Consider the following 22,461-nt stretch of genomic DNA (forward strand, 5'->3'; position numbering starts at 1 on the left):
GCTGTTGTGTTTTCTCGTTGGCGCTGGCGTGTTCTCTCGGCGGAGACAGTCGCGTGCCCTACCCTTTTCGCGCATGGCGCCGGGCGATTCAAGTCCAAACGTTCGTTTTAATGCCGCAAAGACTAATCCTTTGGTCGAACGGCTGTTCGATAGATCGAACTTTCAGTGAGTTACGCAACACAGCCCCGCTATGCCGACGTGGGCATCGGCACCTCTCACTTTCGCCTTGACCTTTGGGTAACACATAGGTTTTACACTGTGGCCATCCGCAGTCTCTTGCGAGGCACCGACCTGCGAGGCACCGACCTGCGAGGTACCGACATGAAGGTAAGTGAACTGGCCAGGGCCACCGGCGTCACCGCCGAGACCGTCCGCCACTATGTCCGCGAGGGGCTGCTCGCCCCCCAGCGCCACCCCGACAACGGCTACCAGCTCTTCGCGCGAGGCGACCTGGAGCGCCTGCGCTTCATCCAGCGCGCCCGCACCCTGGGCTTCGGCGTGGCCGAGATCCGCGACATCCTGACCCACGCCGACCAGGGCGACTCCCCCTGCCCCATGGTCCGCGACCTGCTGGCCAGCCGGCTGCCGGAGATTCATGCCCGCATCACCGAGCTGCAGGCGCTGGCCGCGCGCATGGAGCAGGCGCTGGACGCCTGGGCCGAGATGCCCGATGGCACCCCGGACGGCCATAGCCTCTGTCGCCTGATCGAGAGCTTCCCCGAGGAGACCCCATGAACGCCCGCACCCCACTCGAACGTACCGTGCCCGGCATGAGCTGCCAGGGCTGCGTGAAGCGCATGCGCGAGGCGATCCAGGCTCAAGATCCGGACGCCGAGGTGATCGGCACCCCGGCCGAGAAACGACTGGACGTCACCACGACGCTGGACGAAAGCACTCTTGACCAGGCCCTGAGCGACGCCGGCTATCCGCCCGGCGAGCTCCCTGCAGTGTCCGACCAAGCGGCCAGCGAAGAAGACGAAAGCAGGTCAGCCGAGGTGGAACAGGCCGAGCCGAACGCAAAAGCGACGGCTACCCCCCCTGCCCAGAAGGCCGCCGAACCAGCTGACGAACGCGCCACCACGCTTCGGCTTTCCATCAGCGGCATGACCTGCGCCAGCTGCGTGAAGAGCGTGCAGCAGGCGCTGGCGCGCACGCCGGGCGTGACCAGCGCGGAGGTCAACTTCGGCACCCATACCGCCCAGGTCCGCGGCAGCGCTGCCGAGGCCGAGTTGATCCGTGCGGTGGAGTCTGCGGGCTATGGCGCCGAGCCGATCTTCGATCTGCGCCAGGCCGAGGATGCCCGCGCAAAGAAGGACGCCCATGAATACCGCCGCCGCCTGCGGGGCAGCTTCCTGTCGCTGGCGCTGGCCGTACCGCTGATGGCCAGCATGTTCGTCTATCACCCTCATCCGGTGGGCATGGGCCGGCTCTTCTGGCTGGTGATCGGCCTGCTGACGCTCGCCGTGATGGCCGGCCCGGGGCGCCACTTCTTCATCAACGCCTGGAAGAACTTCAAGCACCACCAGGCCAACATGGACACCCTGATCGCCATGGGCACCGGCACCGCCTGGGTCTACTCCATGGCGGTGGTGGCCTTCGCCCCCTGGCTGCCCGCCGTGGCCCACGGCATCTACTTCGAGGCCTCGGCGATGATCATCGGCCTGGTGCTGCTGGGCAACGCCCTGGAGCTGCGCGCCCGGGGCCGCACCAGCGAGGCGCTCAAGCGCCTGCTCGACCTGCAGAGCCGCACTGCGAGGGTGATCCGCGATGGCGAGGAACGCGAGCTCGACATCGACGAGGTGCGCGAAGGCGACCATATCCGCGTGCGCCCCGGCGAACGCCTGCCGGTGGACGGCGAGGTGACCGAGGGCCAGAGCCATATCGATGAATCCATGCTCACCGGCGAACCCCTGCCGGTGGGCAAGACCGCGGGCGACGAGGTCAGCGCCGGCACCGTCAACGGCAAGGGCTCGCTGGTCTATCGTGCTACGCGCGTCGGTGCTGACACCAAGCTGGGCCGCATCACCGAGCAGGTGGCCAGCGCCCAGAACTCCCGCCCACCCATCGGCGAGCTGGCCGACAAGGTCTCGAGCATCTTCGTGCCCACGGTGATGATCATCGCCGTGCTCACCGCCCTTATCTGGTTCAATTTCGGCGCCGAGCCGCGGGTGATCCATATGCTGGTGACCGCCACCACGGTGCTGATCATCGCCTGCCCCTGCGCGCTGGGCCTGGCCACGCCGATCTCCACCATGATCGGCGTCGGCAAGGCCGCCGAGCACGGGGTGCTGGTGCGCAGCGGCGAGGCGCTGCAGATCGCCAGCAAGCTCACCACCCTGGTGGTGGACAAGACCGGCACCCTCACCGAGGGCAAGCCCAGCGTCACCGAGGCGCACTTTTTCTCTCTCGAAGGGCGTGCAGGCGTAGGGCGTGCAGGCAAAGGGCTTGAAGTCAAAGCGCGCGACGAGCAGCGGGTGCTGGCGCTGGTGGCCGCCCTGGAGCGCGGCTCCGAGCACCCGCTGGCCGGTGCGCTGCTGACCTACTCGCAAGACCACGCCGAGGAGGCCGGCGCCGAGCCTGCCGAGATCCGAGGCTTCGAAAGCGTGACCGGCGGCGGCGTGAAGGCCGAGACGGCCGACGGCAAGCCGCTGCTGCTGGGCAACGCCCGCCTGCTGGAGGAAGCCGGCGTCGATCTGGCCAGCGGCCAGGGGAAGGCCGGCGAGCTGGAAGCCCAGGCACGCACGGTGGTGTATCTGGCCGTGGACGGCAAGCTCGCCGCGCTGTTCGGCATCAGCGACCCGCTGCGCCACGACACCATTGCCGCGATCAAGCGCCTGCAGGCCGACGGCCTCAAGGTGGTGATGCTGACCGGCGACAACGAGCACACCGCCACCGCCATCGCCCGGGAGGTGGGCATCGACGAGTTCCGCGCGGGGCTCCTGCCCGAGGACAAGCACGCCGAGATCGAGCGTCTTCAGAAAGCGGGGGAAGTGGTCGGCATGGTGGGCGACGGCATCAACGACGCCCCGGCGCTGGCCCGCGCCGACGTCGGCTTCGCCATCGGCCAGGGCACCGACGTGGCCATCGAGAGCGCCGGCATTACCCTGATGCGCGGCTCGCTGCACGGCGTGGCCTCGGCCATCGAGATCAGCCGGGCCACCCTTGGCAATATCAAGCAGAACCTGGTGGGCGCCTTCGGCTACAACACCCTGTGCATTCCCATCGCCGCCGGGGTGCTCTACCCCTTCACCGGCATGCTGCTCTCGCCGGTGATCGCCGGCGCGGCCATGTCGCTCTCCTCCATCACGGTGGTGAGCAACGCCAACCGCCTGCGGCTGTTCAAACCCCACAACGAAAAAGGCCCTGCGGGTAGGCAGACGCCTACGCAGCAGAGCCGGAAGGAGGTGACATCATGAGCTGGATCGTCAACCTGGCGGGGATCGCTCTGATCGGGTCGATCGTGTGGTGGTTTTGGGTGGCCAAAGGCCAATGAGAGTCTGACGCTCATTGGCCGAAGCCCAGGGCCGAGTAATGGCGCCTGCCGACCATCTATGCCAGAGTTTCAAGATATGCAAGAGGAAGGAGTTGCCTATGGATCTCCAGCAACTTGAGGATGAAGCCCTACATCTTCCTAAGGAAGAGCGAGCCCGCCTGATTCAGCGGCTGGTCTTGAGCCTTGACTCCCCTTCGGCAGACGAACTTCGGGCAGACTGGTTGGTAGAAGCACGGCGCAGAGCTGAGGAGCTGGATAATGGCTCGGTTCAGGCTGTGCCAGGTGAGGACGTTTTGAAGAAGGCTCGAGAGCAGCTTGAATGACCTATCACTTTCACCCGGCAGCGGAAGCCGAGTTTCTGGAATCAGTGGGTTATTACGAATCCAAAGTGCCCGGATTGGGTGGCGCCTTGATAGAGGAACTCGAGACCTTGGCCAAGTTAATTGGCGACTCACCAAAAGCCTGGCAAATCGAACTTGAGCCAGATATCCGCAGAGCCCCTCTCCAGCGATTCCCTTTATCCATCGTGTATCGTGAACAGCCTGGTGGCTTCCAAATTCTGGCTATAGCTCATGACCGCCGGCGCCCGCAGTACTGGCTCGGCAGGCGTTAACGAACCGCTGTTGGCGGACCGGTTTTCCGCTGCCTCGGAGCGCCGAGCGCCGGGGTGCTCTACCCCGTCACCGGCATGCTGCTCTCGCCGATGATCGCGGGTGCGGCGATGTCGCTCTCCTCCATCACGGTGGTGAGCAACGCCAACCGCCTGCGGCTGTTCAAACCCCACAACGAAAACCGCCTTGCTGGCAAGCAGACGCCTACGCAGCAGAGCCGGAAGGAGGTGACATCATGAGTTGGATCGTGAACCTGGCGGGGCTGGCAGTGATCGGGTTGATCGTGTGGTGGTTCTGGGTGGCCAGAACCTAGTCGCGGGCCGACTGAACGGATGGCGCCGACATGCCGGCTGTCCCTGATTACGGCAGCCGTGAGAGCTTGTCTAACGCCCCCTCGGCGAGCATGCCCGACCTCGACTTGAAGCGGCCTTCTTTGACGGCTCTGTCGATCCGCTCAAGCAGGTAGCGCGGCAGAGTGATATTGATCTTCTCGGCCTTGCCCAGGTATTTCGACATGTCGACATCGACCAGAAAAAAGGTGGCGCCGGCATGCTCCGGGTCGCCTGCTACCTGATGCATAGGGCTCGGGCTCGGCACTGGTTCGTTACCGGCAACTACCTCTTCCATGTGAAGGTCGATAGCCTCCCTGACGTTCTCCAGCGCTTCTTCCAGCGTATCGCCCGCGGAGAAGCAGCCGGGCATGTCCGGTACGGTCACGCCGTAGGCGGAGTCGCCCTCTTGATGAATCACGATAGTAAACAGCATGTCGTTCTCCTCGGGAGGATGTCGCCGGGAGCAGCGAGGCTACAGTCCCGCCTGTTTCCAGATGTTCTTGAGCCTCTGGATGACTTCCCGGCTGTGCATCTTCCTCTCCCTGGCACCTTATGTGGTTACTATAACCACCATGGTGGTTATGGTCAACACTACTCGAGGGCGCCAGCCTGTCGCCTGCGCAGATCGTGGTGCCCCTGTTCGACGGGAAATGGGGGGCTGTCACCGATTACTTTTGGTTCTTCGCAGTTTGGCGTGACTCTCAGTTGAGGCTGGGTACTTAATTGTGGGAGCTGGGCTTTGCCCGGCGAAGGGAGACCGAAGGGCTCCTGGGTGGTAGGCGGAAACGCAAGCAACGCTGCCGGGGCGCCTACGGCGCCATTCGCCCGGCGGAGCCGATCTCCCACCCGTGGTCTGAAGTCTCGCAAAGTGAAGAGATCGCGCCGAGCCTGTCACGCCAGTCTGCGAAGAACCTTACTTTTTGCCCGAGGACAAGCACGCCGAGATCGAGCGTCTTCAGAAGGCGGGCGAAAGGCCGGCTCCAAGTGATCAGGAAGCGTTCGGTGTTGCTGGTTTTGGTGTCCAGGGTTATCATAACCCTCAAGGATGAGAGGAGCAGGCCTTTGAAGAGTGGCGACCTGATAAAGGAACTGGAAGCCGATGGCTGGGTGCTGGACAGGGTCAAGGGCAGTCATCATCACTTCCGGCATTCTCTCAAGCCGGGGACCATAACCGTTCCCCATCCGAAGAAGGTAAGCGGTCCACCAACCCCACCTTCTGCGGCGTGAGTTAGACCGGTAGAGTGTCTTTCCAGCGCCAGGGGAGCAGCGGGTCGAGGTCGTCATCCTCGCCGAGTGTCGGCAGGGTTTCGAACACGAACTGCAGGTACTCGTAGGGCGAGAGGCCATTGGCCTTGGCCGTCTCGATCAGGCTGTAGATCGCCGCGCTGGCCTGCGCACCGCTCGGTGTGTGGCTGAACAGCCAGTTCTTGCGGCCGACGACGAAGGGGCGAATCGCATTTTCCGCGGCGTTGTTGTCCAGCGGGATCAGCCCGTCATCGAGGAAGCGGGTCAGGCGAGCCCACTGACCATCCAGGTAGTGCAGCGCTCTGCCCAGTGCGCTCTTTGGCAGCACCTGCGTCAGCGACTTGTCGAGCCAGGTGCGCAGCTGGGTGATCAGCGGGCGGCTCTTTTGGTCTCGCAGCAGCCGGCGGGCCTCGGGCTCCAGGGCCTTGGCCTGCTTTTCCACGGCGTAGAGCTTGCGGATCTGGTTGAGCGCCCAGTCGGCCTTGCCGGTCTTGCCCTTGGGCTGCACCTTCTGGGCCTCGACGAACTTGCGACGGGCGTGCGCCCAGCAGCCGGCATGGGTGATGCCATTCTTTCGCACCACCTCGGCATAGCCCTCGTAGCCATCAGTGACCAGGCGACCGGCATAGTCACCCAGCAGGCGCACGGGCACCCGGCCGGCTCGGCTGGCGTCATAGTCGAATAGCACCACCTGTTGGCCAGGCGGACCACCGCGCTGTAGCCACATGTAGGAGGTTGCGCTCGCTGGCCGATCGGCTTCGGCGTTGACCTGAAGCGTGGTCTCGTCCATGTGAATCAGCGGGGCCTGTAGCAGGTGCTGTCGCAGGGCCTCGACCAGCGGCATCAGCCGCTCGCCGACCTGGACCATCCAGCGGGCCAAGGTGTTGCGCGGGATCTCGGCACCGTGGCGGGCAAAGATCTGGCTTTGCCGGTAGAGCGGCAAGGCGTCCTGGTACTTGGCGGTAGCCACATAGGCGAGCAGCGTCGGGCTGGCATTGCTCTTCGGCAGCAGCTTGGCCGGTGCAGGTGCAGTCTGCACACCCTCTTCGCAGGCCGGGCAGCCGTACTTGATACGCACATGGCGGATCACCTCGACCCGCGCCGGCACGACATGCAGTTCCTCGCTAATTTCTTTGCCGATCTCCTTGAGCTCGGTGCCGTCGTGGCGGCAATGCTGGGCATCCTCGGGGAGCTCATGGATCACCTCGACGCGAGGCAGTTCGGGCGGTAGAGCCATGCGGCCGCCACGGGTGCGGCGCTTGGCCGGCTGATGGGGTTCAGCCAGTGCGTCAACCGCGTCATCAGTCGTGTCATCCTGGGCGCTGGTCTCTTCCTCATCGACCGTTACCTCGGCCTCGTTGATGAGGAGGTCGCCCTGCGCGACGCGGTACTTTTCGGTGGAGGGACCGAACTGACGCTCGATGGCCAAGCGGAACTGCTCGAACAGCGCGGCCTTGGCGGCTTCCCACTCCGCTTCCTTCTTCTCCATCAACTGATGAAGACGCGCAATCTCCTCCTGCTGGGCGCGCACTTGGCGCTGCAGCAGGGAGACGCTGGCGGAAGGTGTCGAGGCCGATGAGATCATGCCGACATTTTACCAAGCAGCGCTGCTGGAATCAGCAGAAAATCAGCCAACCGCCTGAAAATCCAACGCCTTATGGGGACGCATGGCGCTGAGATCATAGCCATCCAGGAGCCAGTTCAGCTCCTGGCCCGAGAGGGTGACCGTGTCGCCCTCTAACCGATCCGGCCATTTGAAGCGCTCGCGCTCCAGGCGCTTGTACCAGACCACGAAGCCGTTGCGCTCCCAGAACAGCAGCTTCACCTTGTCACGTTGGCGGTTGCCGAACACGAACACCGCCTCCTCGAAGGGGTTAAGCTCCATGGCCTCCTGAACCAGCAGGGCCAGCCCGTCGATCTGCTTGCGCATGTCGACCGGCTCGCGGCACAGGTAGACGCGCAGCCGGGTATCCGGCCGGATCATCGGGCCACCTCCACGGCGACGAAGCGAAGCGGCCGATGGCGAGGTGGTACCTGCACATCCTGCACCACCAGGCGCTGCTCCCACGCCAGCAGTGACGCAAGATCCAGCCCCTGCTCGTTGGCGTACTCGCTCAGCGACAATTGCCGAGAGGAGGCATGGAACAGATGGCCCAGCCAGAAGGCTTGTGTTGAGGTCAGTTCGCTCATGGTGTCCTCCTTGGTATCGGGTGACACCAGTCTGACGGACACTATTCAGCTGCATAAGATGGGGTTTATGGACCGCTTACCGAAGAAGGACCTGATAAAGGGCTTGATACAAGGCATCCGAAAGCAGGCTGGCCTAAGGTGAGGCACCAGGTATCTGGTGCCAGAGAGGAGTCACACCATGCACTTTCCCATTGCCATTGAGGTCGGGGATCACACTCAAGCCTATGGCGTGGTCGTACCGGATCTCCCGGGCTGCTTTTCGGCCGGCGATACCTTCGACGAGGCGATTGACAATGCCCGAGAAGCGATCGAGGGCCATTTGGAAAGTTTGGCTGAGCATGGCGACCCGATACCGGTGGCCACAGCGATCCAGCGGCATCTGGACAATCCGGATCTTGCTGGCTGGGTCTGGGCCGCGGTCGAGATCGACATGACGCCCTATCTGGGCAAGAGTCACAAGATCAACGTCACACTCCCCGATCTGTTGATCAAGCGGATCGACAGCACCGTGGCCAGGCATGGGGATTACAAGAGTCGCTCCGGGTTCCTGGCTCGTGCCGCGCTACATGAACTCGAGCGGCATGGCTGAGGCTGCTGACTAATCGGGGACATGACTAATCGGGGACAGACCCCCATTTTCCTCAGGCAAGCCCTTCCACCTGATCGGGGTGGAGTTCTCCAGTGAGCAGCGTCAGATCGTGGCGTTCGAGGTGGAGACCATCCGTTGACGGCCAAACAGCGCAGTGACAGGGAAACGCAGGCCAATGGGGGCCTGTCCCTGATTAACCCGGTTTCTGATCGTCCGAGGGCTGTTGACAAGGCTGCTCGGGGGCGTCCTCACCAACCAGTACCGGCTTGCCGTCCTGCCAGATGACTGCATAGTGGCCAAGACAACGCTTGCGCTCGAGGGTCTCGGCCACAGCGGCACGCAGGCTATCCAGCATTTCCTGAGTATCGGGGGAGAGCTGGGTCATAGTCGTGACTCCTTGGAAAGCGTCTCAAACAACGAGTCATTGAGAATCTGTCGTTCTGGTCCGTGCTGCTCGAATACGGGTTCCGGCGTGCCACCGTCATTCATGGGAAATGGGGGTCCGTCCCCGATTACCTCCTGGGAAATGGGGGTCCGTCCCCGATTACCTCCGCGCCCGGACAGAGTCGTTTCAAAGGCAAAGTCTTCCTGGTCGGCAATCACTTCTTCAATTTCTTGCAGGAAGATACGGCTAGCCGCCAGGAGCTCTCTCTCTGGAGCAAGAGGCGAATGGCCTGCAGCAATCAGGTCAGCATTGATGAAGCGCGAGCAGCTAGCAACTTGGGGCAGGTAGTTCAGCGCAAAGGTTGTCTTGCCAGCTCCGTTCGGACCGGCAACGATCCAGCAAGTTGCTACGTGTTCTTTATGACGGGTCATCGCCAAGTCCTTCCGACAAATGCACATGGAAGGTGTCTTACCCGACATGCACCACCCAAAAAACCTAGGCCATGGTGGGCGGAAAATGCAGCTGTCCGTCGGTTGCTGCGCATTGGTGGGCCCAGTTCGACCATCGAGCCTCGTCAAACCAGCCTTTCGCGCCTGGTAAAGCCGCCGGGGGGCGACAGCCAAATCGGGAGACTAAAGCGCGCATTCTACCAAATCCGGCGCACTGGGTTGACGGGGGCGATGCGGATCCTGTCACCCTGATGCGCGGCTCGCTGCACGGCGTGGCCTCGGCCATCGAGATCAGCCGGGCGACCCTTGGCAACATCAAGCAGAACCTGGTGGGCGCCTTCGGCTACCCACATGGGCGCTATAAGTTAATTTCAGACCAACTTGCAATGCTTCTCTCAGGTGGCAGAAACGTAGTTGTGTTATTACTTTTCCAAAAATCTTGCAACCCCACCGGCAAAAGGTCAAACGCAGCAGAAAGCGCACCTGGATCGTGGGAATAAGCGGCAGTACCACCACCCGCTGTAACGACATCCGTGTTGGAAAACTGTTTTTCAACACCTTCTTCCAATGAATCCTGCATGGGTGCCGAAATCAAAGCCCCACTCAACCCACCATTCCCCCCACCGGCAATACCGAAGGTATTGCCCAACACGATCACGAGGCCTTCAAAGTAAGGGGTACCGGCAGTACCATAGTCACCATCAACAAGCAATATTCCAGCTCCGCTAGCATTACCAGTTAATGCCATATCACCTGTTACGTGAGTTATCAACGGGTTACTACTCGAACCCAAGTCTGTCTTATCTTTCCCAGTTGTAGAGATAGAATCAAAAGCCCTATTATTAGCTGCGGCATACGCCTTCAAATCTTCAATGAATGCGTTAAATTTATCGGCATCAGACAAAATACTATTGCCAATTTCATCGGAAATTCCTCCAGTATAATTATCAATCCGACCAGTGCCGATCTGGTCCTCAATGTAAGACTGCTGGCCATTAGTGGTTATGGCGGGTAATGCACCACCTTCGAACTTGTCGTCGATAAGTCCTTCAACAACAAAGGCATTCGAGTTGGGAGCATCGAAGCTGGAGACATTGCCTGCCAAGTTGATTGCTGCTAGATCCGTAAAGGTGGACTCAACAGATTTAACAAGCATCTCGACTTGAATAATTCGCGGAACGTCCCGGGCACTACCTTCAGTCGTGATTCTGACAATTTCGTCACTTGGGCTACATATCTCGTAACGGTAGGAAACCGACTCATCCTGACTGTTGTTGATGCTGATGGAATTGCCATAGTTGGGGGGATCTGAACAGCTGGATAAAGACGTTAGTGAGACGGATGAGTTGGCCTCCAGCTGCGCTGACGAACCGAATTCTGCAGCCATTAAAGCATTGGAAGCCGCACGATTACTGCCCGCCGCAGACTCTTCCACTCTGGATGTCTGCATACCACTTACCCCAAGAATTAACGCCATTGTCATAAGTGATAAGCTGACAATCAACGCCATGCCTTTTTGTTTATTTTTCATGAAGATTTCCTTATATTAAAATCGCATACACGCTAATGACAGTTTTTATATCTCATTCAAAAATTGCCTTGCTGTGCCTCGTAAAGCGCATATTAATGACATCGGATACCGACGAAGATCTTGGAGACTCCAGTGTCAGAATAACATCCACATAAGCATCGTTACCCTTAATCTTCTCTGCCTTGAATTGGATATCTGAAATGCCGGCAATTACCTCTTTCTCACCCTGCAAAACATCATTACAGCTTGCCTCCACCATTAGAGATGACTTACCGAAATCAACAAAATACTCCAGGCCATCAATTACAGTAGTTCCAGATGGGCAATATGGCATATAGGAATTATCCTGAAACTCAATCTTTAATCGATCACCTTCATTGACTACGCCTCCTGAGCCACCGGTCTTCACAGGTCCCGTTCCCGCACCAGAAATACGCACTTCATAACCAATAATATTGGAAATATATGAGACCACTTCCTGCCTTTTATTAATATCTTCAATACTACGAAAGGCCTGTGAGCTTGTCAGGAACAGTTGTGTCGCACCAAAAACGACAAGCAACCCAAGCACCAAGGCAACCATAAGCTCGACCAATGTAAAGCCTGACTGACGGCGCAAACCTGCATTTTTTGTTATCACAAGAGAATGCATCACTTTTGTCCTCATGGTGCCTGTGGCAACCGAGCAACATAGACCAGCCTCGATACATCACCCTCTGCAGAAAAACGCTCATCCTGCCACAAGACTGAAATTAAGTATTCACAGCCGGAAGCAGTAATATCGGAGCCTGCCGTATCCATTCCCACCAGCACTCCCTTCCAGGCATCGTGCCATTCGGTAGTAACATCCACTGGATCTGGGCAGCTGTCAGGCGTTTTCCAGAGCTTAACCCACAATCTCTCGACGGCATCCTGAGCGGCCGAAGTCGCCAGTGTTCGCTGATAGGAGAGGTGGGCAGACTGCAAGCCCTTCAACTGCATGCCTGCCAGCCCAAGCAATCCAAACGACAATACAAGCACAGCAACCAACACCTCAAGCAGTGTGAAGCCTGATTGTTCCCGCCTGCTTTCTTTGATCGGCGAGAAAATTCGAGACCGGCAGGATTCAGCCAACACAGTTTTCGATTTCATCATCTTTCCTGAGTTCTATCTGACCCGAGATTCTCATGTAGGCTTCTCTTGACACTTCTGCATCACGCAGAATGCATAATGCCCGTGCAGTATCGACTCTACCAAAACGGTTGAACACCAAATCATCTCCTGACGCCCAAGAAAGTGATATTAATGAATGCGAGGCATATCGCGCAAGGACAGTCTCTTCATTGCCTGTATCAGGGTTCGTGTATTTTACTGTGATAGGCCAGCCTTGAGAGTTACCGAGGACAACTGACATATCCAATCGCTTGTTGATGGCTTCACGCCTTGCTGATTGAAGCACTCCAAGCACGTCGTTGGCACTTGCCACTATTTGTTGCTGCTGGCGAAGTTGAGAAAAGCCGGGCACAGCAATCGTCGCCAGGACTACGGCTACAGCTATCGTGACCAGCAGCTCAATCAGGGTAAACCCTGAAAAGGGTTTTACCTTACCAGCAATCAGTTTCATTAGCTCCCCTTGCGCCGGTATGGGTTAGTGTAAAATCATCACAGCTATCACCGGATTGACTGGAGTTCTGAGCACCTGTTGTTGTTGCCGTAAGCCTATAGTTGGAGCTTTCGGGCACCGTTCCTGTACCATCAGCTGCTGAAGCAGTGATTCGATAGAAACCTTCATTTGAATCAATAGGGAAATTAATACAAGCATTTCCATCCCCATCCCTATAGCGATAGTCACTAGTTACTGTATAACAACGCTCCAGTTGCCCTGCGACCTGCATCAGACTACTCTTGGCATCCGTTCGGCGCGATTCCAGCACATACCGCTGATAACTGGGATAGGCGATCGACGCCAGAATTCCGACAATGGCTACCGCAATCATCAGTTCGATGAGCGTGAAGCCGGCGGTGCGCCGGGTGCTGCCTGCGGGGCCTTGGGGCCTGCGTCGGGTGCTCGGTTGGGTCACGCCGCGCGCCTCCATAGTTTCGTTACGTTTGGTTGCAGTATGTATCAAGAGCGGAATTTGCGATAGGGTGCCGCGGCAAAAATGCAAGGGCGGTTAGCGTTTGCTTACCGTGTAGCCCGGGAAGGCGTGAAGCAGGTGCATGGCAGGATTGCTGGGCGCCTGGCGGCGCCTCACCGCTGCGCGGTGTTCGCCCGGGGGGCCCGGGCTCCCACTGGGGTTGGCCGCCCGTCGGCTGATTGCCATGCAAGCCATTGGCTTGGCAAAGGCGGTGTCGCTCGGTCGGCCACCCTGAAAACGAGAACGCCGCCGTCATTTCCATGACGCCGGCGTTCTTGTTGGGGCACTGCTGACACCGCTACTCGCTGACGATCACCCGCTCGCGCAGTTCGCGAGGCATGGAGAAGGTGATGGTCTCGGCGCGGCCGGCGAGTTCCTCGGGGGCGGTGGCGCCCAGTGCCTGCAGGCGCTCGATCACGCCCCGCACCAGTACCTCGGGGGCGCTGGCGCCGGCGGTCACGCCCACGGCGCTGACGCCTGCCAGCCAGGCGGGGTCGATCTGCTCGGCGTTGTCGATCAGGTGGGCCGGGGTGCCGATGCGCTCGGAGAGCTCGCGCAGGCGGTTGGAGTTGGAGCTGTTGGGGCTGCCCACCACCAGCACCAGGTCTGCGCCTTCGGCCAGCTCCCGCACGGCGTCCTGGCGGTTCTGGGTGGCGTAGCAGATGTCGTCCTTGCGCGGCCCCTCGATCTCCGGGAACTTGGCGCGCAGGGCGTCGATCACCTTGGCGGTGTCGTCCATGGAAAGCGTCGTCTGGGTGACGAAGGCGAGCTTGCTCGGATCCTTCACCTCCAGTTTCGCCACGTCCTGCTCGTCTTCCACCAGGTAGATGGCGCCGCCGTGGGCGGTGTCGTAGCGGCCCATGGTGCCCTCCACCTCGGGGTGGCCGCCGTGGCCGATCAGGATGCACTCCTGGCCGCGCTTGGCGTAGCGCAGCACCTCCAGGTGGACCTTGGTGACCAGCGGGCAGGTGGCGTCGAACACCTTGAGGCCGCGCCGATCGGCTTCCTCCTGTACGGCGCGGGAGACGCCGTGGGCGGAGAAGATCACGATGACGTCGTCGGGGACCTCATGAAGCTCCTCGACGAAGACGGCACCGCGCTCACGCAGGGTGTCGACCACGAAGCGGTTGTGGACAACTTCGTGACGCACGTAGATGGGCGGGCCGAAGACATCGAGGGCACGGTTGACGATATCGATGGCGCGATCGACGCCGGCGCAGAAGCCGCGGGGGTTGGCGAGCCTGATCTGCATAGGCTTGGTCTGCGTTCGCTGTGTCTGCGGGGTGTCAGGTTGCATGAGGGCCTTGCCTTGATGAATCAGTCGAAAATGTCGTCGAGGGTATCGGCGGTCAATACACGCTCGGCCCAGCGGTCCATGGCTTCCATGTCAGCTTCTTCTACCCGCACGGCCAGGCCCTCGGGAAGCTCGCCGAATTTCAAGGCAAGTAGCTTCAGCAGCAGCTCGGCACGACCATTGCGAGCCCCCTGCTGCATACCCTGCTGCATACCTTGCTGCATACCTTGCTGTATGCCGCGCTTTTCCGCGATACGTTCGAACGATGTGACATACGCCATCTGTACTTCCTCCTCGAAGCGAGCCATCTGGATTTCTAGCTGCTCCTCCAGCGCCGGCGGCAACTCCAGCATCCAGTCTATCAGTCTCAACAGCTCCAGCACCTCTGCTCGGGTAAAACCTCGCTGATAAAGGCGCTTCATCAGAGCGAATTTGGTCACCAGGCGAGCGTCCGCGTCGCCTCTTGTGCGGTGCGCTTCCAGCTGTGCCAACACTACGACAGCAAAGGGGTTGGAGGTGTTCTCGAGCGCCGGGCGGTCATTACCCACTTGCTGCAGGTCCACCACCGGAAAGCTGAAGGTCAGGCGCGTCTGCCACAGGCTCTGCTCATGTCGCCCAAGCGGACGGTGGCCGCCTTTATCCGTCAGGATAGCCAGGCTAGCGATACGCCGCTGAGGGTACTTGTCCTGTAGCCGGTAGTAGTAGCGGTACATCCTGGCGTTGAAGTGACGATCGGCCTTGCCCTGCACCTCGACGTGGATCAACACCCAGGTCTCGCTACCCTCCAGGGTGTATACCTTGACCAGCTTGTCTGCGTGTCGCCGACCGGCTTCGGTGTCACGCACAACCTGCTGCAGCTCCTTGTCGAGAAACTCGTGGGGGCGCTGCCAATCGATATCACGGAACATCTCCGGCATCAACAACTGGAGAAACTGCGGAAAATAGTGCTCCAGGGCCTCTTTCCAAGGGGAATCGAAGTCGCTGCTACCACTGACCGCTTTGCCCATCAGGCCACCTCAATGCGTGGTTGCAGGCTTCACGTCGAGCACGTCCACCTCGAAGGTCAGGGTACGCCCTGCCAGCGGGTGGTTGAAGTCCACGTCGATCATGTCGCCGTCGATGGCGCTGATCACGCCGGGCAGCTCGCCGCCGGAGGGGTCCGCGAAGGACATCACGGTGCCCAGCTCCAGCGGCTCGTCGCCGAAGTTGTCGCGCTTGAGGCGCTGGACGTTCTGCGGGTTGTGCTGGCCGAAGGCGTGCTCCGGGGTGATCTCGAAGCTGCCGCTTTCGCCGGCGGCCATGCCCTTCATGGGGTGCTCGAAGCCGGGTGGCAGGTTGCCGTCGCCCACCTGGAAGGTGGCCGGGGCCTTGTCGTGGGTGGAGTCCACCACAGTGCCGTCTTCCAGCTTGAGGGTGAAGTGCAGGGTCACTTCCATGCCCTCGTCGATCTGGTATTGCTCGCTGTTCTGGTCGGTCATGGGATCTTGGGCTCGGTAAAGATGATTAGGTTCGGTGGCCTCGCTGAGGCCGGGTGGCTCCGCTGGGCGCCTGGCGGCGCCATTCGCCCGGCAGAGCCGATCTCCCACAATGGGTATGGTGGCTCACCGGGGCGCCTGCGGCGCCATTCGCCCGGCGGAGCCGATCTCCCACAAAAGCCCCGGGGCTCCCACAGAGGCCCCGGGGCCAGTCAGTTGCGTTGCCGGGCGCGGCGCTTCTCGCCGAACACCGATTCCCAGATCAGGCCGATGGCCCCCAGGGTGATGCCGATGTCCGCCACGTTGAAGGCCGGGTAGTACCAGCCGGCGACGTGGAAGGAGAGGAAGTCCACCACGTAGCCGTGTACCAGGCGGTCGTAGAGGTTGCCGAGGGCCCCGCCGATGATCGCCGCCAGCGAGCACGCCAGCAGCGTCTCGTCGCGCTTGAGCCGGGTCAGCCAGATGGTCAGGCCGATGCTGGCCCCCACCGCGATGACGGCGAAGAACCAGCGCTGCCAGCCGGGGTGGTTGGCCAGGAAGCTGAAGGCCGCGCCGGTGTTGTGCAGCAGCGTCAGGTTGAAGAACGGCAGCACCTCCACCGGCCGGGCGTAATCGAGCATGGCACTGGCCATGTACTTGGTGGCGAGGTCCAGCACGATGATCGCCACGGCCAGCCACAGCCAGCGCAGCGGGCGCTGCATGGGCGGCACCCCCCCAGGGTTGCTGACAAGGGTGCTGGCAGGAGTGCCGCCGGCCCGCTTGGCAGAATCGTTGGCGGCATCCTTGGCTGCCTTGTTGGCTGACTTGTTGGCGGGCGAATCAGGCATACAGGCGAGTCTCACCGGGGCCGTCGGGCAGGTTGCTCACGCAGCGCCCGCAGAGGTCATCATGCCCCTCGTGGCTGCCCACGTCGTCGCGGTGGTGCCAGCAGCGCTCGCACTTGCGATGGGCGCTGACGGCCACGGCCACCTTCAGCCCCGCCAGTTCGGTCGCCTCGGCGCCCTCTCCTTGGGGTTTTTCAGCATCGCCGAGCGGCTTCAGGGTCACCTCGCTGGTCAGCATCACGAAACGCAGCTCGTCGCCCAGCTTGGACAGCATCGCCTGCAGGGCGTCGTCCACGTAGAGGGTGACCTCGGCGGCCAGGCTGCCCTTGATGGTCTTGGCGTTGCGGGCGTCCTCCAGGCACTTGTTGACCGCCTGCTTGACCTCCAGCACCTGCTCCCAGAAGTCGCGGCCCATCTCGGCGTCGTCTTCCAGGGTGGCGAGGCCTTCGTAGTAGGTCGCCAGCAGCACGCTGTCGCCGCGCTCGCCGGGGATGTTCTCGAAGATCTCCTCGGCGGTGAAGGAGAGGATCGGCGCCACCCAGCGGGAGAGCGCCTCCACCACGTGGTAGAGGGCGGTCTGGGCGCTGCGGCGCGCCAGGGAGTCGGCCTGGGTGGTGTACTGGCGATCCTTGATGACGTCCAGGTAGAAGCCGCCCAGCTCGCGGGCGCAGAAGCCGTGCACCTGCTGGTAGACGTCCAGGAAGCGGTACTCCTGGTAGGCGGTCTCGATACGCGCCTGAAGCTGGGCGGCGCGGTCGACCACCCACTGGTCCAGGGCCAGCATCTCGTCGAAGGCCACGGCGTCGCGGTTCGGTTCGAATCCGTTGAGGTTGGCGAGCAGGAAGCGCGAGGTGTTGCGGATGCGCCGGTAGACGTCGGCGGTACGCTTCAAGATCTCGTCGGAGACCGCCATCTCGCCGCCGTAGTCGGTGGAGGCGACCCACAGGCGCAGGATGTCGGCGCCGAGCTTGTCCATCACCGCCTGGGGTGCGACCACGTTGCCCACCGACTTGGACATCTTGCGGCCCTGGGCGTCCACGGTGAAGCCGTGGGTGAGCAGGCCGCGGTAGGGCGGGTGGCCATCGATGGCACAGCCGGTGAGCAGCGAGGAGTGGAACCAGCCGCGATGCTGGTCGGAGCCCTCCAGGTAGAGGTCGGCCACCGGGCCACTCTCGTGGCCGTGGGGGTGGGAGCCGCGCAGCACGTGGCGGTGGGTGGTGCCGGAGTCGAACCAGACATCCAGGGTATCGGTGACCTTGTCGTAGTCGGCGGCCTCCTCGCCCAGCAGCTCGGCGGGGTCGAGGCGGAACCAGGCGTCGATGCCCTCGGCCTCCACACGCTTGGCGGCCTCCTCCATCAGTTCGAGGGTGCGCGGGTGCAGCTCGCCGGTGGCCTTGTGCAGGAAGAAGGGGATCGGCACGCCCCAGTTGCGCTGGCGCGAGATGCACCAGTCCGGGCGGTTGGCGATCATGCTGTGCAGGCGCGCCTGGCCCCAGGCCGGGGTGAAGTGGGTCGCCTCGATGCCTTCAAGCGCCCGCTCGCGCAGGGTCTTGCCGTCTCGCCCTCTCACATCCATGCCCACGAACCACTGGGCGGTGGCACGGTAGATCACCGGGGTCTTGTGGCGCCAGCAGTGCATATAGCTGTGGGTAATGGTCTGGTGGGCCATCAGCGCACCCACCTCATCGAGCTTGGCGACGATCTGCAGATTGGCCTTCCAGATCATCTGGCCACCGAAGAACGGCAGGTCATCGACATAGACGCCATTGCCCTGCACCGGGCTCTCGATCTCGTCGAATTCCATGCCATGGGCGCGACAGGTCACGAAGTCATCGACGCCATAGGCCGGGGCCGAGTGGACGATACCCGTGCTGCCTGCCTCCACTTCCACATAGTCGGCCAGATAGACCGGCGACAGGCGGTCATAGAAGGGGTGGCGAAAGCGGACGCCGTCCAGCCGCTCGCCGGTGGCGGTGGCAACGATCTCGCCGTGGAGGTCGAAGCGCTCCAGGCACGATGCCACCAGCTCCTCGGCCAGCACCAGCAGCCGCTCGCCGGTGTCCACCAGCGCATAGGTGAACTCGGGGTGCACGTTCAGCGCCTGGTTGGCGGGGATGGTCCAGGGGGTGGTGGTCCAGATCACCACGGCGGCCGGTTTGGCCAGCGCCTCGAGGCCGAAGGCCGCGGCCAACCGGTCGGCATCCGCCACCGGAAAGGCCACGTCGATGGCGTCGGACTTCTTGTCGGCGTATTCCACCTCGGCCTCGGCCAGGGCGGAGCCGCAATCGAAGCACCAGTTGACGGGCTTCAGGCCCTTGAAGACGTAGCCGGCCTCGACCATGTCGGCCAGGGCGCGAATCTCGCCGGCCTCGTTGGCGAAGTCCATGGAGCGGTAGGGGTTGTCCCAGTCGCCCATCACGCCCAGGCGCACGAAATCGGCCAGCTGGCCCTGGATCTGCTCACCGGCGTACTCGCGGCACAGCTCGCGGGCCGTCTCGGCGGCCAGGTGCTTGCCGTGGGTGGTCTCCACCTTGTGCTCGATGGGCAGGCCGTGGCAGTCCCAGCCGGGTACGTAGGGGGCATCGAAGCCGGCCAGGTTCTTCGACTTGACGATGATGTCCTTGAGGACCTTGTTGACAGCGTGACCGATGTGGATGCTGCCGTTGGCGTAGGGAGGGCCATCGTGCAGCACGAACAGCGGCTTGCCCCGGCGCTCCTCGCGCAGGCGGTGGTACAGATCCTGTTGCTGCCACTGGGCCAGCCGCTCCGGCTCACGCTTGGGCAGCATGCCGCGCATGGGAAAGTCGGTTTCTGGCAGGTTCAGAGTGTGCTTGTAGTCGCTCATATCCCGGGATCAGCCGTCGTCGTGGTCGGCGGGCTCACCCGCCGAGGAATCGGAAGTCACGGCCTCGCGCGCCAGCGGCGCCGATGCCAGAGGAAGAGAATCGTCATTATTGAGGGCGGGGTGCTGAGAAAAGTAGCCGCGGGCCCGGCGCTGGTCGGCGGCGATCTGGCGCTTCAGGGCGTCGAAGTGCTCGAACTTCACCTCGCCGCGCAGCTTGGCGCAGGGAAACACCGCCAGGCGCTGGCCATAGAGGTCGCCGTCGAAGTCAAACAGGTGCACCTCCAGCACCGGCCGGGTGCTGCCCACCGTGGGGCGCCAGCCGATGTTGGCCACCCCGGGAAGGCGGCGGCCATCGGGCAGCTCGCTGACCACCGCATAGACGCCGTGCAGCGCCAGGGAGCGCACCGGCTGGGGCAGGTTGGCGGTGGGCACGCCGATGGTGCGGCCGAGCTTCTGGTCGGCCACCACGCGGCCGCCCAGCTGGTAGGGGCGCCCCAGCAGCCGGGCGGCGGCGTCGAAGTTGCCGCTGGCCAGCAGGGTGCGGATGCGGGTGCTGGAGACGCGGTCATCGTCGATGGTGAAGGTGCGGGTGTGCTCGACGCCGAAGCCGCGCTGCTCGCCGATCTCGGTGAGCAGGTGGAAGTCGCCGCGGCGGTCGCAGCCGAAGCGGAAATCGTCGCCCACCACCAGGTGGCGCACGCCCAGGCCGTCGATCAGCACCTTATCGATGAAGGCCTCGGCGGTGAGGCTGCGCAGGGCATCGTTGAAGGGCAGGCAGAGCACCCGCTCCACCCCGGCCTCGCCCAGCAGGCGCACCTTGTCGCGCAGCAGGGCGAGGCGCGGCGGCGCCTGGTCGCCGGCGAAGAACTCCCGGGGCTGGGGCTCGAAGACCACCACGGTGACCGGCAGCTGCAGCGTGGCGGCCTGTTCGCGGCACTGGTCGAGAATCGCCTGGTGGCCGCGGTGGACCCCATCGAAATTGCCGATGGTGGCCACGCAGCCGCGGTGCTCGTCGCGCAGGTTGTGCAGTCCTCGGATCACTTGCATGGCGTTGCTCGAGCTCCGCTGGCCAGAAGAGGGTCGTAAAGTGAGCGATTATACCGGACCGCCGGCCCCTTGACAGCCGGGCCGGCCTGGCCCTCGCAATTCATTGCCCACCCCTGTGGGAGCTGGGCTATGCCCGGCGAATGGAGACCGAAGGACTCCTGGGCGGCGGCAGGAACGCAAGCAACGCCGCAGGGGCGCCTGCGGCGCCCTTCGCCCCGCAGAGCGTGGCTCCCACCCGTCGCAACAACCTCGGTGGTAACTGGATAACCTCCCAGCCCGAGGGTGGCCAGTGTGAGATCGACATGTCGCAAGGCTTGTGACCACTGGTGGGAGCTGGGCTTTGCCCGGCGAATGGAGACCGAAGGGCTCCCACAAAGTCAGGTCAACTCTTCATCTTGAACTGGCGGAGGCGCACGCCGGTTAGCGCAAGCCAGGCGAAGTAGACCCCGGCGCCGGCCACCACCAGCGCCGCCAGCCAGGTCACTCGCGTCCAGACGTCCCAGCCAAGCCACGCCTGCCAGTCGGGCGAGATCCACCACAGGCCGACGCCCATCACCGCGCAGCCGCCCAGCAGCTGCACCGCATAGCGCCCCCAGCCAGGCTGGAACACCAGCACCCGCTCCTTGTAGAGCAGCCAGCCCAGCAGGCCGGCATTCAGGAACGCCGAGAGCGCCGTGGCCAGCGCCAGGCCGGCGTGGGCCAACGGCCAGATCAGGATCAGGTTGAAGACCATGTTGGCGACCATGGCGATGATGCCGATCTTCACCGGCGTGCTGGTGTTCTGGCGGGCGAAGAAGCCTGGCGCCAGCACCTTGATCAGCATGAAGGCCACCAGTCCAAAGGCATAGGCGCGCAGGCTCATCGCCGCCATGGCGATGTCATGCTCGGTCATGGCGCCGTAGTGGAACAGCGAGATCAGCAGCGGCTCGGCCAGTATCGCCAACGCCAGCGCCGCCGGCAGGCCGAGCAGCAGCACGGCGCGGATCGCCCAGTCGAGCATCTCGCTGAAGTGCTGGCCGGACTGCGCGGCGTGGCGCTTGGAGAGCGCCGGCAGGATCACCGTGCCGATGGCGATGCCGAACACCCCCAGCGGCAGTTCCACCAGACGGTCGGAGTAGTAGAGCCAGGAGACGCTGCCCGGCGCCAGCAGCGAGGCGAGGATGGTGTCCAGCAGCAGGTTGATCTGCGACACCGAGACGCCGAACAGCGCCGGCGCCATCAGCACCATGATCTGCTTCACCCCGGGGTGCACGAAGCTCGGCCAGGGCCGCGGCATCAGCCCCAGGCGGACCAGGAAGGGCACCTGGAAGGCGAGCTGGGCGACGCCGGCGATCAGCACGCCCCAGGCCAGCGCCATGGCCGGCTCGGTCATCAGCGGGGTGAGCAGCAGCGCGGCGCCGATCAGCGAGAGGTTGAGCAGCACCGGGGTGAAGGCCGGGATGGCGAAGCGGTTCCAGGTGTTGAGCACGCTGCCGGCAAACGCCGTCAGCGAGATCAGCAGCAGGTAGGGAAAGGTGAGCCGCAGCATGTCGGCGGTGAGCGCCAGCTTGGCCGGGTCGCGGCCGAAGCCGGGGGCAAACACCCACACCAGCCAGGGGGCGGCGACCATGAACAGCGCGGTGAGCAGCGCCAGCACCACGGTAAGGCTGCCGGCGGCGGCGTCGAGCAGTTCGCGCACTTCCCGCTTGCTGCCGCGGGTGGCGTACTCGGAGAGCACCGGCACGAAGGCCTGGTTGAAGGCCCCCTCGGCGAACAGCCGGCGCATGAAGTTGGGAATCTTGAAGGCGACGAAGAAGGCGTCGGCGCCACTGCCCGCGCCGAACAGGGTGGCCACTACCACGTCGCGCACCAGGCCCATCACACGGGAGAGCATGGTCATCACGCTGACCACCAGGCCCGAGCGCATCAGCCCGCCGGCCTTGGGGGCCACCACCTTGTCGTGCTCGTCCACCGGGGTGGGGGGCAACTGCTCTCGGTCCGTCACGGTTGGGCTCCTCGGCGGGCTCAGGGAGCGGCGGCCACAAAAAAACCGGC

25 protein-coding genes and 1 pseudogene are annotated in these 22,461 nt (G+C 62.7%); 7 read left to right on the top strand and 19 right to left on the bottom strand.

The annotated features are described in order from the left end of the window. Nucleotides 1-321 precede the first annotated feature (321 nt). From ACM26W_RS17405 to ACM26W_RS17425, 5 genes and pseudogenes are all read left to right on the top strand, one after another. Nucleotides 322-735: a MerR family transcriptional regulator gene (locus ACM26W_RS17405; protein ID WP_416138234.1), complete on the top strand. Its 414-nt coding sequence runs from the start codon at nucleotides 322-324 to the stop codon at nucleotides 733-735. Further along, nucleotides 732-3,416, top strand: coding sequence for a heavy metal translocating P-type ATPase (locus ACM26W_RS17410; protein ID WP_416138235.1), 2,685 nt, complete (start codon nucleotides 732-734; stop codon nucleotides 3,414-3,416). Before ACM26W_RS17405 ends, ACM26W_RS17410 begins: the two co-directional genes overlap by 4 nt. Before the next feature lie 175 nt (nucleotides 3,417-3,591). Further along, nucleotides 3,592-3,816, top strand: a complete 225-nt coding sequence (locus ACM26W_RS17415; protein WP_416138236.1) for an addiction module protein — start codon at nucleotides 3,592-3,594, stop codon at nucleotides 3,814-3,816. After that, nucleotides 3,813-4,106, top strand: a complete 294-nt coding sequence (locus ACM26W_RS17420; protein WP_416138237.1) for a hypothetical protein — start codon at nucleotides 3,813-3,815, stop codon at nucleotides 4,104-4,106. Before ACM26W_RS17415 ends, ACM26W_RS17420 begins: the two co-directional genes overlap by 4 nt. Nucleotides 4,107-4,139: 33 nt before the next feature. Beyond that, nucleotides 4,140-4,343: pseudogene (locus ACM26W_RS17425) on the top strand (hypothetical protein); the annotation flags it as partial. 121 nt (nucleotides 4,344-4,464) lie between these two features. Here the strand turns inward: ACM26W_RS17425 and ACM26W_RS17430 are convergent. After that, on the bottom strand, nucleotides 4,465-4,869 hold the full coding sequence (locus ACM26W_RS17430; protein WP_416138238.1) for a type II toxin-antitoxin system HicB family antitoxin: 405 nt from the start codon (nucleotides 4,867-4,869) through the stop codon (nucleotides 4,465-4,467). Between the two features lie 376 nt (nucleotides 4,870-5,245). Further along, a complete protein-coding gene (locus ACM26W_RS17435; RefSeq protein WP_416140939.1) occupies nucleotides 5,246-5,470 on the bottom strand; it encodes a hypothetical protein in 225 nt (74 codons plus the stop codon). Here ACM26W_RS17435 and ACM26W_RS17440 point away from each other — a divergent pair. After that, on the top strand, nucleotides 5,454-5,663 hold the full coding sequence (locus ACM26W_RS17440) for a type II toxin-antitoxin system HicA family toxin (protein ID WP_416140917.1): 210 nt from the start codon (nucleotides 5,454-5,456) through the stop codon (nucleotides 5,661-5,663). The two genes, ACM26W_RS17435 and ACM26W_RS17440, sit on opposite strands and share 17 nt — an antisense overlap. A gap of 1 nt (nucleotide 5,664) precedes the next feature. Here ACM26W_RS17440 and tnpC read toward each other — a convergent pair whose 3' ends face one another. From tnpC to ACM26W_RS17455, 3 genes are read right to left on the bottom strand one after another with little or no spacing between them, the layout of a single operon-like run. Beyond that, on the bottom strand, nucleotides 5,665-7,266 hold the full coding sequence (gene tnpC / locus ACM26W_RS17445; protein WP_416138239.1) for an IS66 family transposase: 1,602 nt from the start codon (nucleotides 7,264-7,266) through the stop codon (nucleotides 5,665-5,667). 42 nt (nucleotides 7,267-7,308) lie between these two features. Next, nucleotides 7,309-7,665 carry an IS66 family insertion sequence element accessory protein TnpB gene (gene tnpB, locus ACM26W_RS17450; protein WP_044630798.1) on the bottom strand — a complete coding sequence of 119 codons (357 nt, stop codon included), beginning with the start codon at nucleotides 7,663-7,665 and terminating at the stop codon, nucleotides 7,309-7,311. Then, entirely contained in the window at nucleotides 7,662-7,871 is a 210-nt protein-coding gene (locus tag ACM26W_RS17455; RefSeq protein WP_416138240.1) for a hypothetical protein, read from the bottom strand. The genes tnpB and ACM26W_RS17455 overlap by 4 nt, the downstream gene beginning before the upstream one ends. A 178-nt stretch (nucleotides 7,872-8,049) precedes the next feature. Between ACM26W_RS17455 and ACM26W_RS17460 the strand changes: the two genes are divergently transcribed. Further along, nucleotides 8,050-8,460: a type II toxin-antitoxin system HicB family antitoxin gene (locus ACM26W_RS17460; protein ID WP_416138241.1), complete on the top strand. Its 411-nt coding sequence runs from the start codon at nucleotides 8,050-8,052 to the stop codon at nucleotides 8,458-8,460. A 193-nt stretch (nucleotides 8,461-8,653) separates the two neighbouring features. Here the strand turns inward: ACM26W_RS17460 and ACM26W_RS17465 are convergent, their stop codons facing one another. The 14 genes from ACM26W_RS17465 to murJ all read right to left on the bottom strand — a co-directional run bounded on the left by ACM26W_RS17465 (nucleotide 8,654) and on the right by murJ (nucleotide 22,411). Then, entirely contained in the window at nucleotides 8,654-8,845 is a 192-nt protein-coding gene (locus tag ACM26W_RS17465; RefSeq protein WP_416138242.1) for a hypothetical protein, read from the bottom strand. Then, complete coding sequence (locus ACM26W_RS17470; protein ID WP_416138243.1) at nucleotides 8,842-9,276, bottom strand: hypothetical protein; 435 nt, start codon at nucleotides 9,274-9,276, stop codon at nucleotides 8,842-8,844. The genes ACM26W_RS17465 and ACM26W_RS17470 overlap by 4 nt, the downstream gene beginning before the upstream one ends. A gap of 376 nt (nucleotides 9,277-9,652) precedes the next feature. Beyond that, on the bottom strand, nucleotides 9,653-10,825 hold the full coding sequence (locus ACM26W_RS17475; protein WP_416138244.1) for a hypothetical protein: 1,173 nt from the start codon (nucleotides 10,823-10,825) through the stop codon (nucleotides 9,653-9,655). A 52-nt stretch (nucleotides 10,826-10,877) separates the two neighbouring features. Further along, on the bottom strand, nucleotides 10,878-11,477 hold the full coding sequence (locus tag ACM26W_RS17480) for a PilW family protein (protein WP_416138245.1): 600 nt from the start codon (nucleotides 11,475-11,477) through the stop codon (nucleotides 10,878-10,880). A gap of 11 nt (nucleotides 11,478-11,488) precedes the next feature. After that, entirely contained in the window at nucleotides 11,489-11,956 is a 468-nt protein-coding gene (gene pilV / locus ACM26W_RS17485) for a type IV pilus modification protein PilV (protein WP_416138246.1), read from the bottom strand. After that, nucleotides 11,931-12,428 (bottom strand): GspH/FimT family pseudopilin, encoded by a 498-nt coding sequence (locus tag ACM26W_RS17490; RefSeq protein ID WP_416138247.1) that lies wholly within the window; start codon nucleotides 12,426-12,428, stop codon nucleotides 11,931-11,933. The genes pilV and ACM26W_RS17490 overlap by 26 nt, the downstream gene beginning before the upstream one ends. Beyond that, nucleotides 12,409-12,885 (bottom strand): type IV pilin protein, encoded by a 477-nt coding sequence (locus ACM26W_RS17495; protein WP_416138248.1) that lies wholly within the window; start codon nucleotides 12,883-12,885, stop codon nucleotides 12,409-12,411. The genes ACM26W_RS17490 and ACM26W_RS17495 overlap by 20 nt, the downstream gene beginning before the upstream one ends. A gap of 355 nt (nucleotides 12,886-13,240) precedes the next feature. Further along, nucleotides 13,241-14,194, bottom strand: a complete 954-nt coding sequence (gene ispH, locus ACM26W_RS17500) for a 4-hydroxy-3-methylbut-2-enyl diphosphate reductase (RefSeq protein WP_416138249.1) — start codon at nucleotides 14,192-14,194, stop codon at nucleotides 13,241-13,243. Nucleotides 14,195-14,259: 65 nt separating this feature from the next. Beyond that, nucleotides 14,260-15,243, bottom strand: a complete 984-nt coding sequence (locus tag ACM26W_RS17505) for a DUF4351 domain-containing protein (protein WP_416138250.1) — start codon at nucleotides 15,241-15,243, stop codon at nucleotides 14,260-14,262. A gap of 9 nt (nucleotides 15,244-15,252) precedes the next feature. After that, the gene (fkpB, locus tag ACM26W_RS17510; RefSeq protein ID WP_416138251.1) at nucleotides 15,253-15,714 is read right to left on the bottom strand and encodes an FKBP-type peptidyl-prolyl cis-trans isomerase; all 462 of its coding nucleotides are present in this window, start codon (nucleotides 15,712-15,714) and stop codon (nucleotides 15,253-15,255) included. A gap of 209 nt (nucleotides 15,715-15,923) precedes the next feature. Beyond that, nucleotides 15,924-16,412 carry a signal peptidase II gene (gene lspA, locus ACM26W_RS17515; protein ID WP_416140918.1) on the bottom strand — a complete coding sequence of 163 codons (489 nt, stop codon included), beginning with the start codon at nucleotides 16,410-16,412 and terminating at the stop codon, nucleotides 15,924-15,926. 118 nt (nucleotides 16,413-16,530) lie between these two features. Beyond that, on the bottom strand, nucleotides 16,531-19,380 hold the full coding sequence (ileS, locus tag ACM26W_RS17520) for an isoleucine--tRNA ligase (protein WP_416138252.1): 2,850 nt from the start codon (nucleotides 19,378-19,380) through the stop codon (nucleotides 16,531-16,533). Nucleotides 19,381-19,389: 9 nt separating this feature from the next. Then, nucleotides 19,390-20,427 (bottom strand): bifunctional riboflavin kinase/FAD synthetase, encoded by a 1,038-nt coding sequence (ribF, locus tag ACM26W_RS17525; protein WP_416138253.1) that lies wholly within the window; start codon nucleotides 20,425-20,427, stop codon nucleotides 19,390-19,392. A 382-nt stretch (nucleotides 20,428-20,809) separates the two neighbouring features. Beyond that, nucleotides 20,810-22,411, bottom strand: a complete 1,602-nt coding sequence (gene murJ, locus ACM26W_RS17530; RefSeq protein ID WP_416138254.1) for a murein biosynthesis integral membrane protein MurJ — start codon at nucleotides 22,409-22,411, stop codon at nucleotides 20,810-20,812. Nucleotides 22,412-22,461 lie beyond the last annotated feature (50 nt).

Origin of the sequence: Halomonas sp. HK25 (genome assembly GCF_047795635.1) — a bacterium.
Lineage (GTDB): Bacteria > Pseudomonadota > Gammaproteobacteria > Pseudomonadales > Halomonadaceae > Halomonas.

Coding starts and splice junctions, on each gene's coding strand:
- ACM26W_RS17405 (WP_416138234.1), top strand. CDS start 322: ATGAAGGTAAGTGAACTGGCCAGGGCCACCGGCGTCACCGCCGAGACC.
- ACM26W_RS17410 (WP_416138235.1), top strand. CDS start 732: ATGAACGCCCGCACCCCACTCGAACGTACCGTGCCCGGCATGAGCTGC.
- ACM26W_RS17415 (WP_416138236.1), top strand. CDS start 3,592: ATGGATCTCCAGCAACTTGAGGATGAAGCCCTACATCTTCCTAAGGAA.
- ACM26W_RS17420 (WP_416138237.1), top strand. CDS start 3,813: ATGACCTATCACTTTCACCCGGCAGCGGAAGCCGAGTTTCTGGAATCA.
- ACM26W_RS17430 (WP_416138238.1), bottom strand. CDS start 4,869: ATGCTGTTTACTATCGTGATTCATCAAGAGGGCGACTCCGCCTACGGC.
- ACM26W_RS17435 (WP_416140939.1), bottom strand. CDS start 5,470: ATGATAACCCTGGACACCAAAACCAGCAACACCGAACGCTTCCTGATC.
- tnpC (WP_416138239.1), bottom strand. CDS start 7,266: ATGATCTCATCGGCCTCGACACCTTCCGCCAGCGTCTCCCTGCTGCAG.
- tnpB (WP_044630798.1), bottom strand. CDS start 7,665: ATGATCCGGCCGGATACCCGGCTGCGCGTCTACCTGTGCCGCGAGCCG.
- ACM26W_RS17455 (WP_416138240.1), bottom strand. CDS start 7,871: ATGAGCGAACTGACCTCAACACAAGCCTTCTGGCTGGGCCATCTGTTC.
- ACM26W_RS17460 (WP_416138241.1), top strand. CDS start 8,050: ATGCACTTTCCCATTGCCATTGAGGTCGGGGATCACACTCAAGCCTAT.
- ACM26W_RS17465 (WP_416138242.1), bottom strand. CDS start 8,845: ATGACCCAGCTCTCCCCCGATACTCAGGAAATGCTGGATAGCCTGCGT.
- ACM26W_RS17470 (WP_416138243.1), bottom strand. CDS start 9,276: ATGACCCGTCATAAAGAACACGTAGCAACTTGCTGGATCGTTGCCGGT.
- ACM26W_RS17475 (WP_416138244.1), bottom strand. CDS start 10,825: ATGAAAAATAAACAAAAAGGCATGGCGTTGATTGTCAGCTTATCACTT.
- ACM26W_RS17480 (WP_416138245.1), bottom strand. CDS start 11,477: ATGCATTCTCTTGTGATAACAAAAAATGCAGGTTTGCGCCGTCAGTCA.
- pilV (WP_416138246.1), bottom strand. CDS start 11,956: ATGAAATCGAAAACTGTGTTGGCTGAATCCTGCCGGTCTCGAATTTTC.
- ACM26W_RS17490 (WP_416138247.1), bottom strand. CDS start 12,428: ATGAAACTGATTGCTGGTAAGGTAAAACCCTTTTCAGGGTTTACCCTG.
- ispH (WP_416138249.1), bottom strand. CDS start 14,194: ATGCAGATCAGGCTCGCCAACCCCCGCGGCTTCTGCGCCGGCGTCGAT.
- ACM26W_RS17505 (WP_416138250.1), bottom strand. CDS start 15,243: ATGGGCAAAGCGGTCAGTGGTAGCAGCGACTTCGATTCCCCTTGGAAA.
- fkpB (WP_416138251.1), bottom strand. CDS start 15,714: ATGACCGACCAGAACAGCGAGCAATACCAGATCGACGAGGGCATGGAA.
- lspA (WP_416140918.1), bottom strand. CDS start 16,412: ATGCAGCGCCCGCTGCGCTGGCTGTGGCTGGCCGTGGCGATCATCGTG.
- ileS (WP_416138252.1), bottom strand. CDS start 19,380: ATGAGCGACTACAAGCACACTCTGAACCTGCCAGAAACCGACTTTCCC.
- ribF (WP_416138253.1), bottom strand. CDS start 20,427: ATGCAAGTGATCCGAGGACTGCACAACCTGCGCGACGAGCACCGCGGC.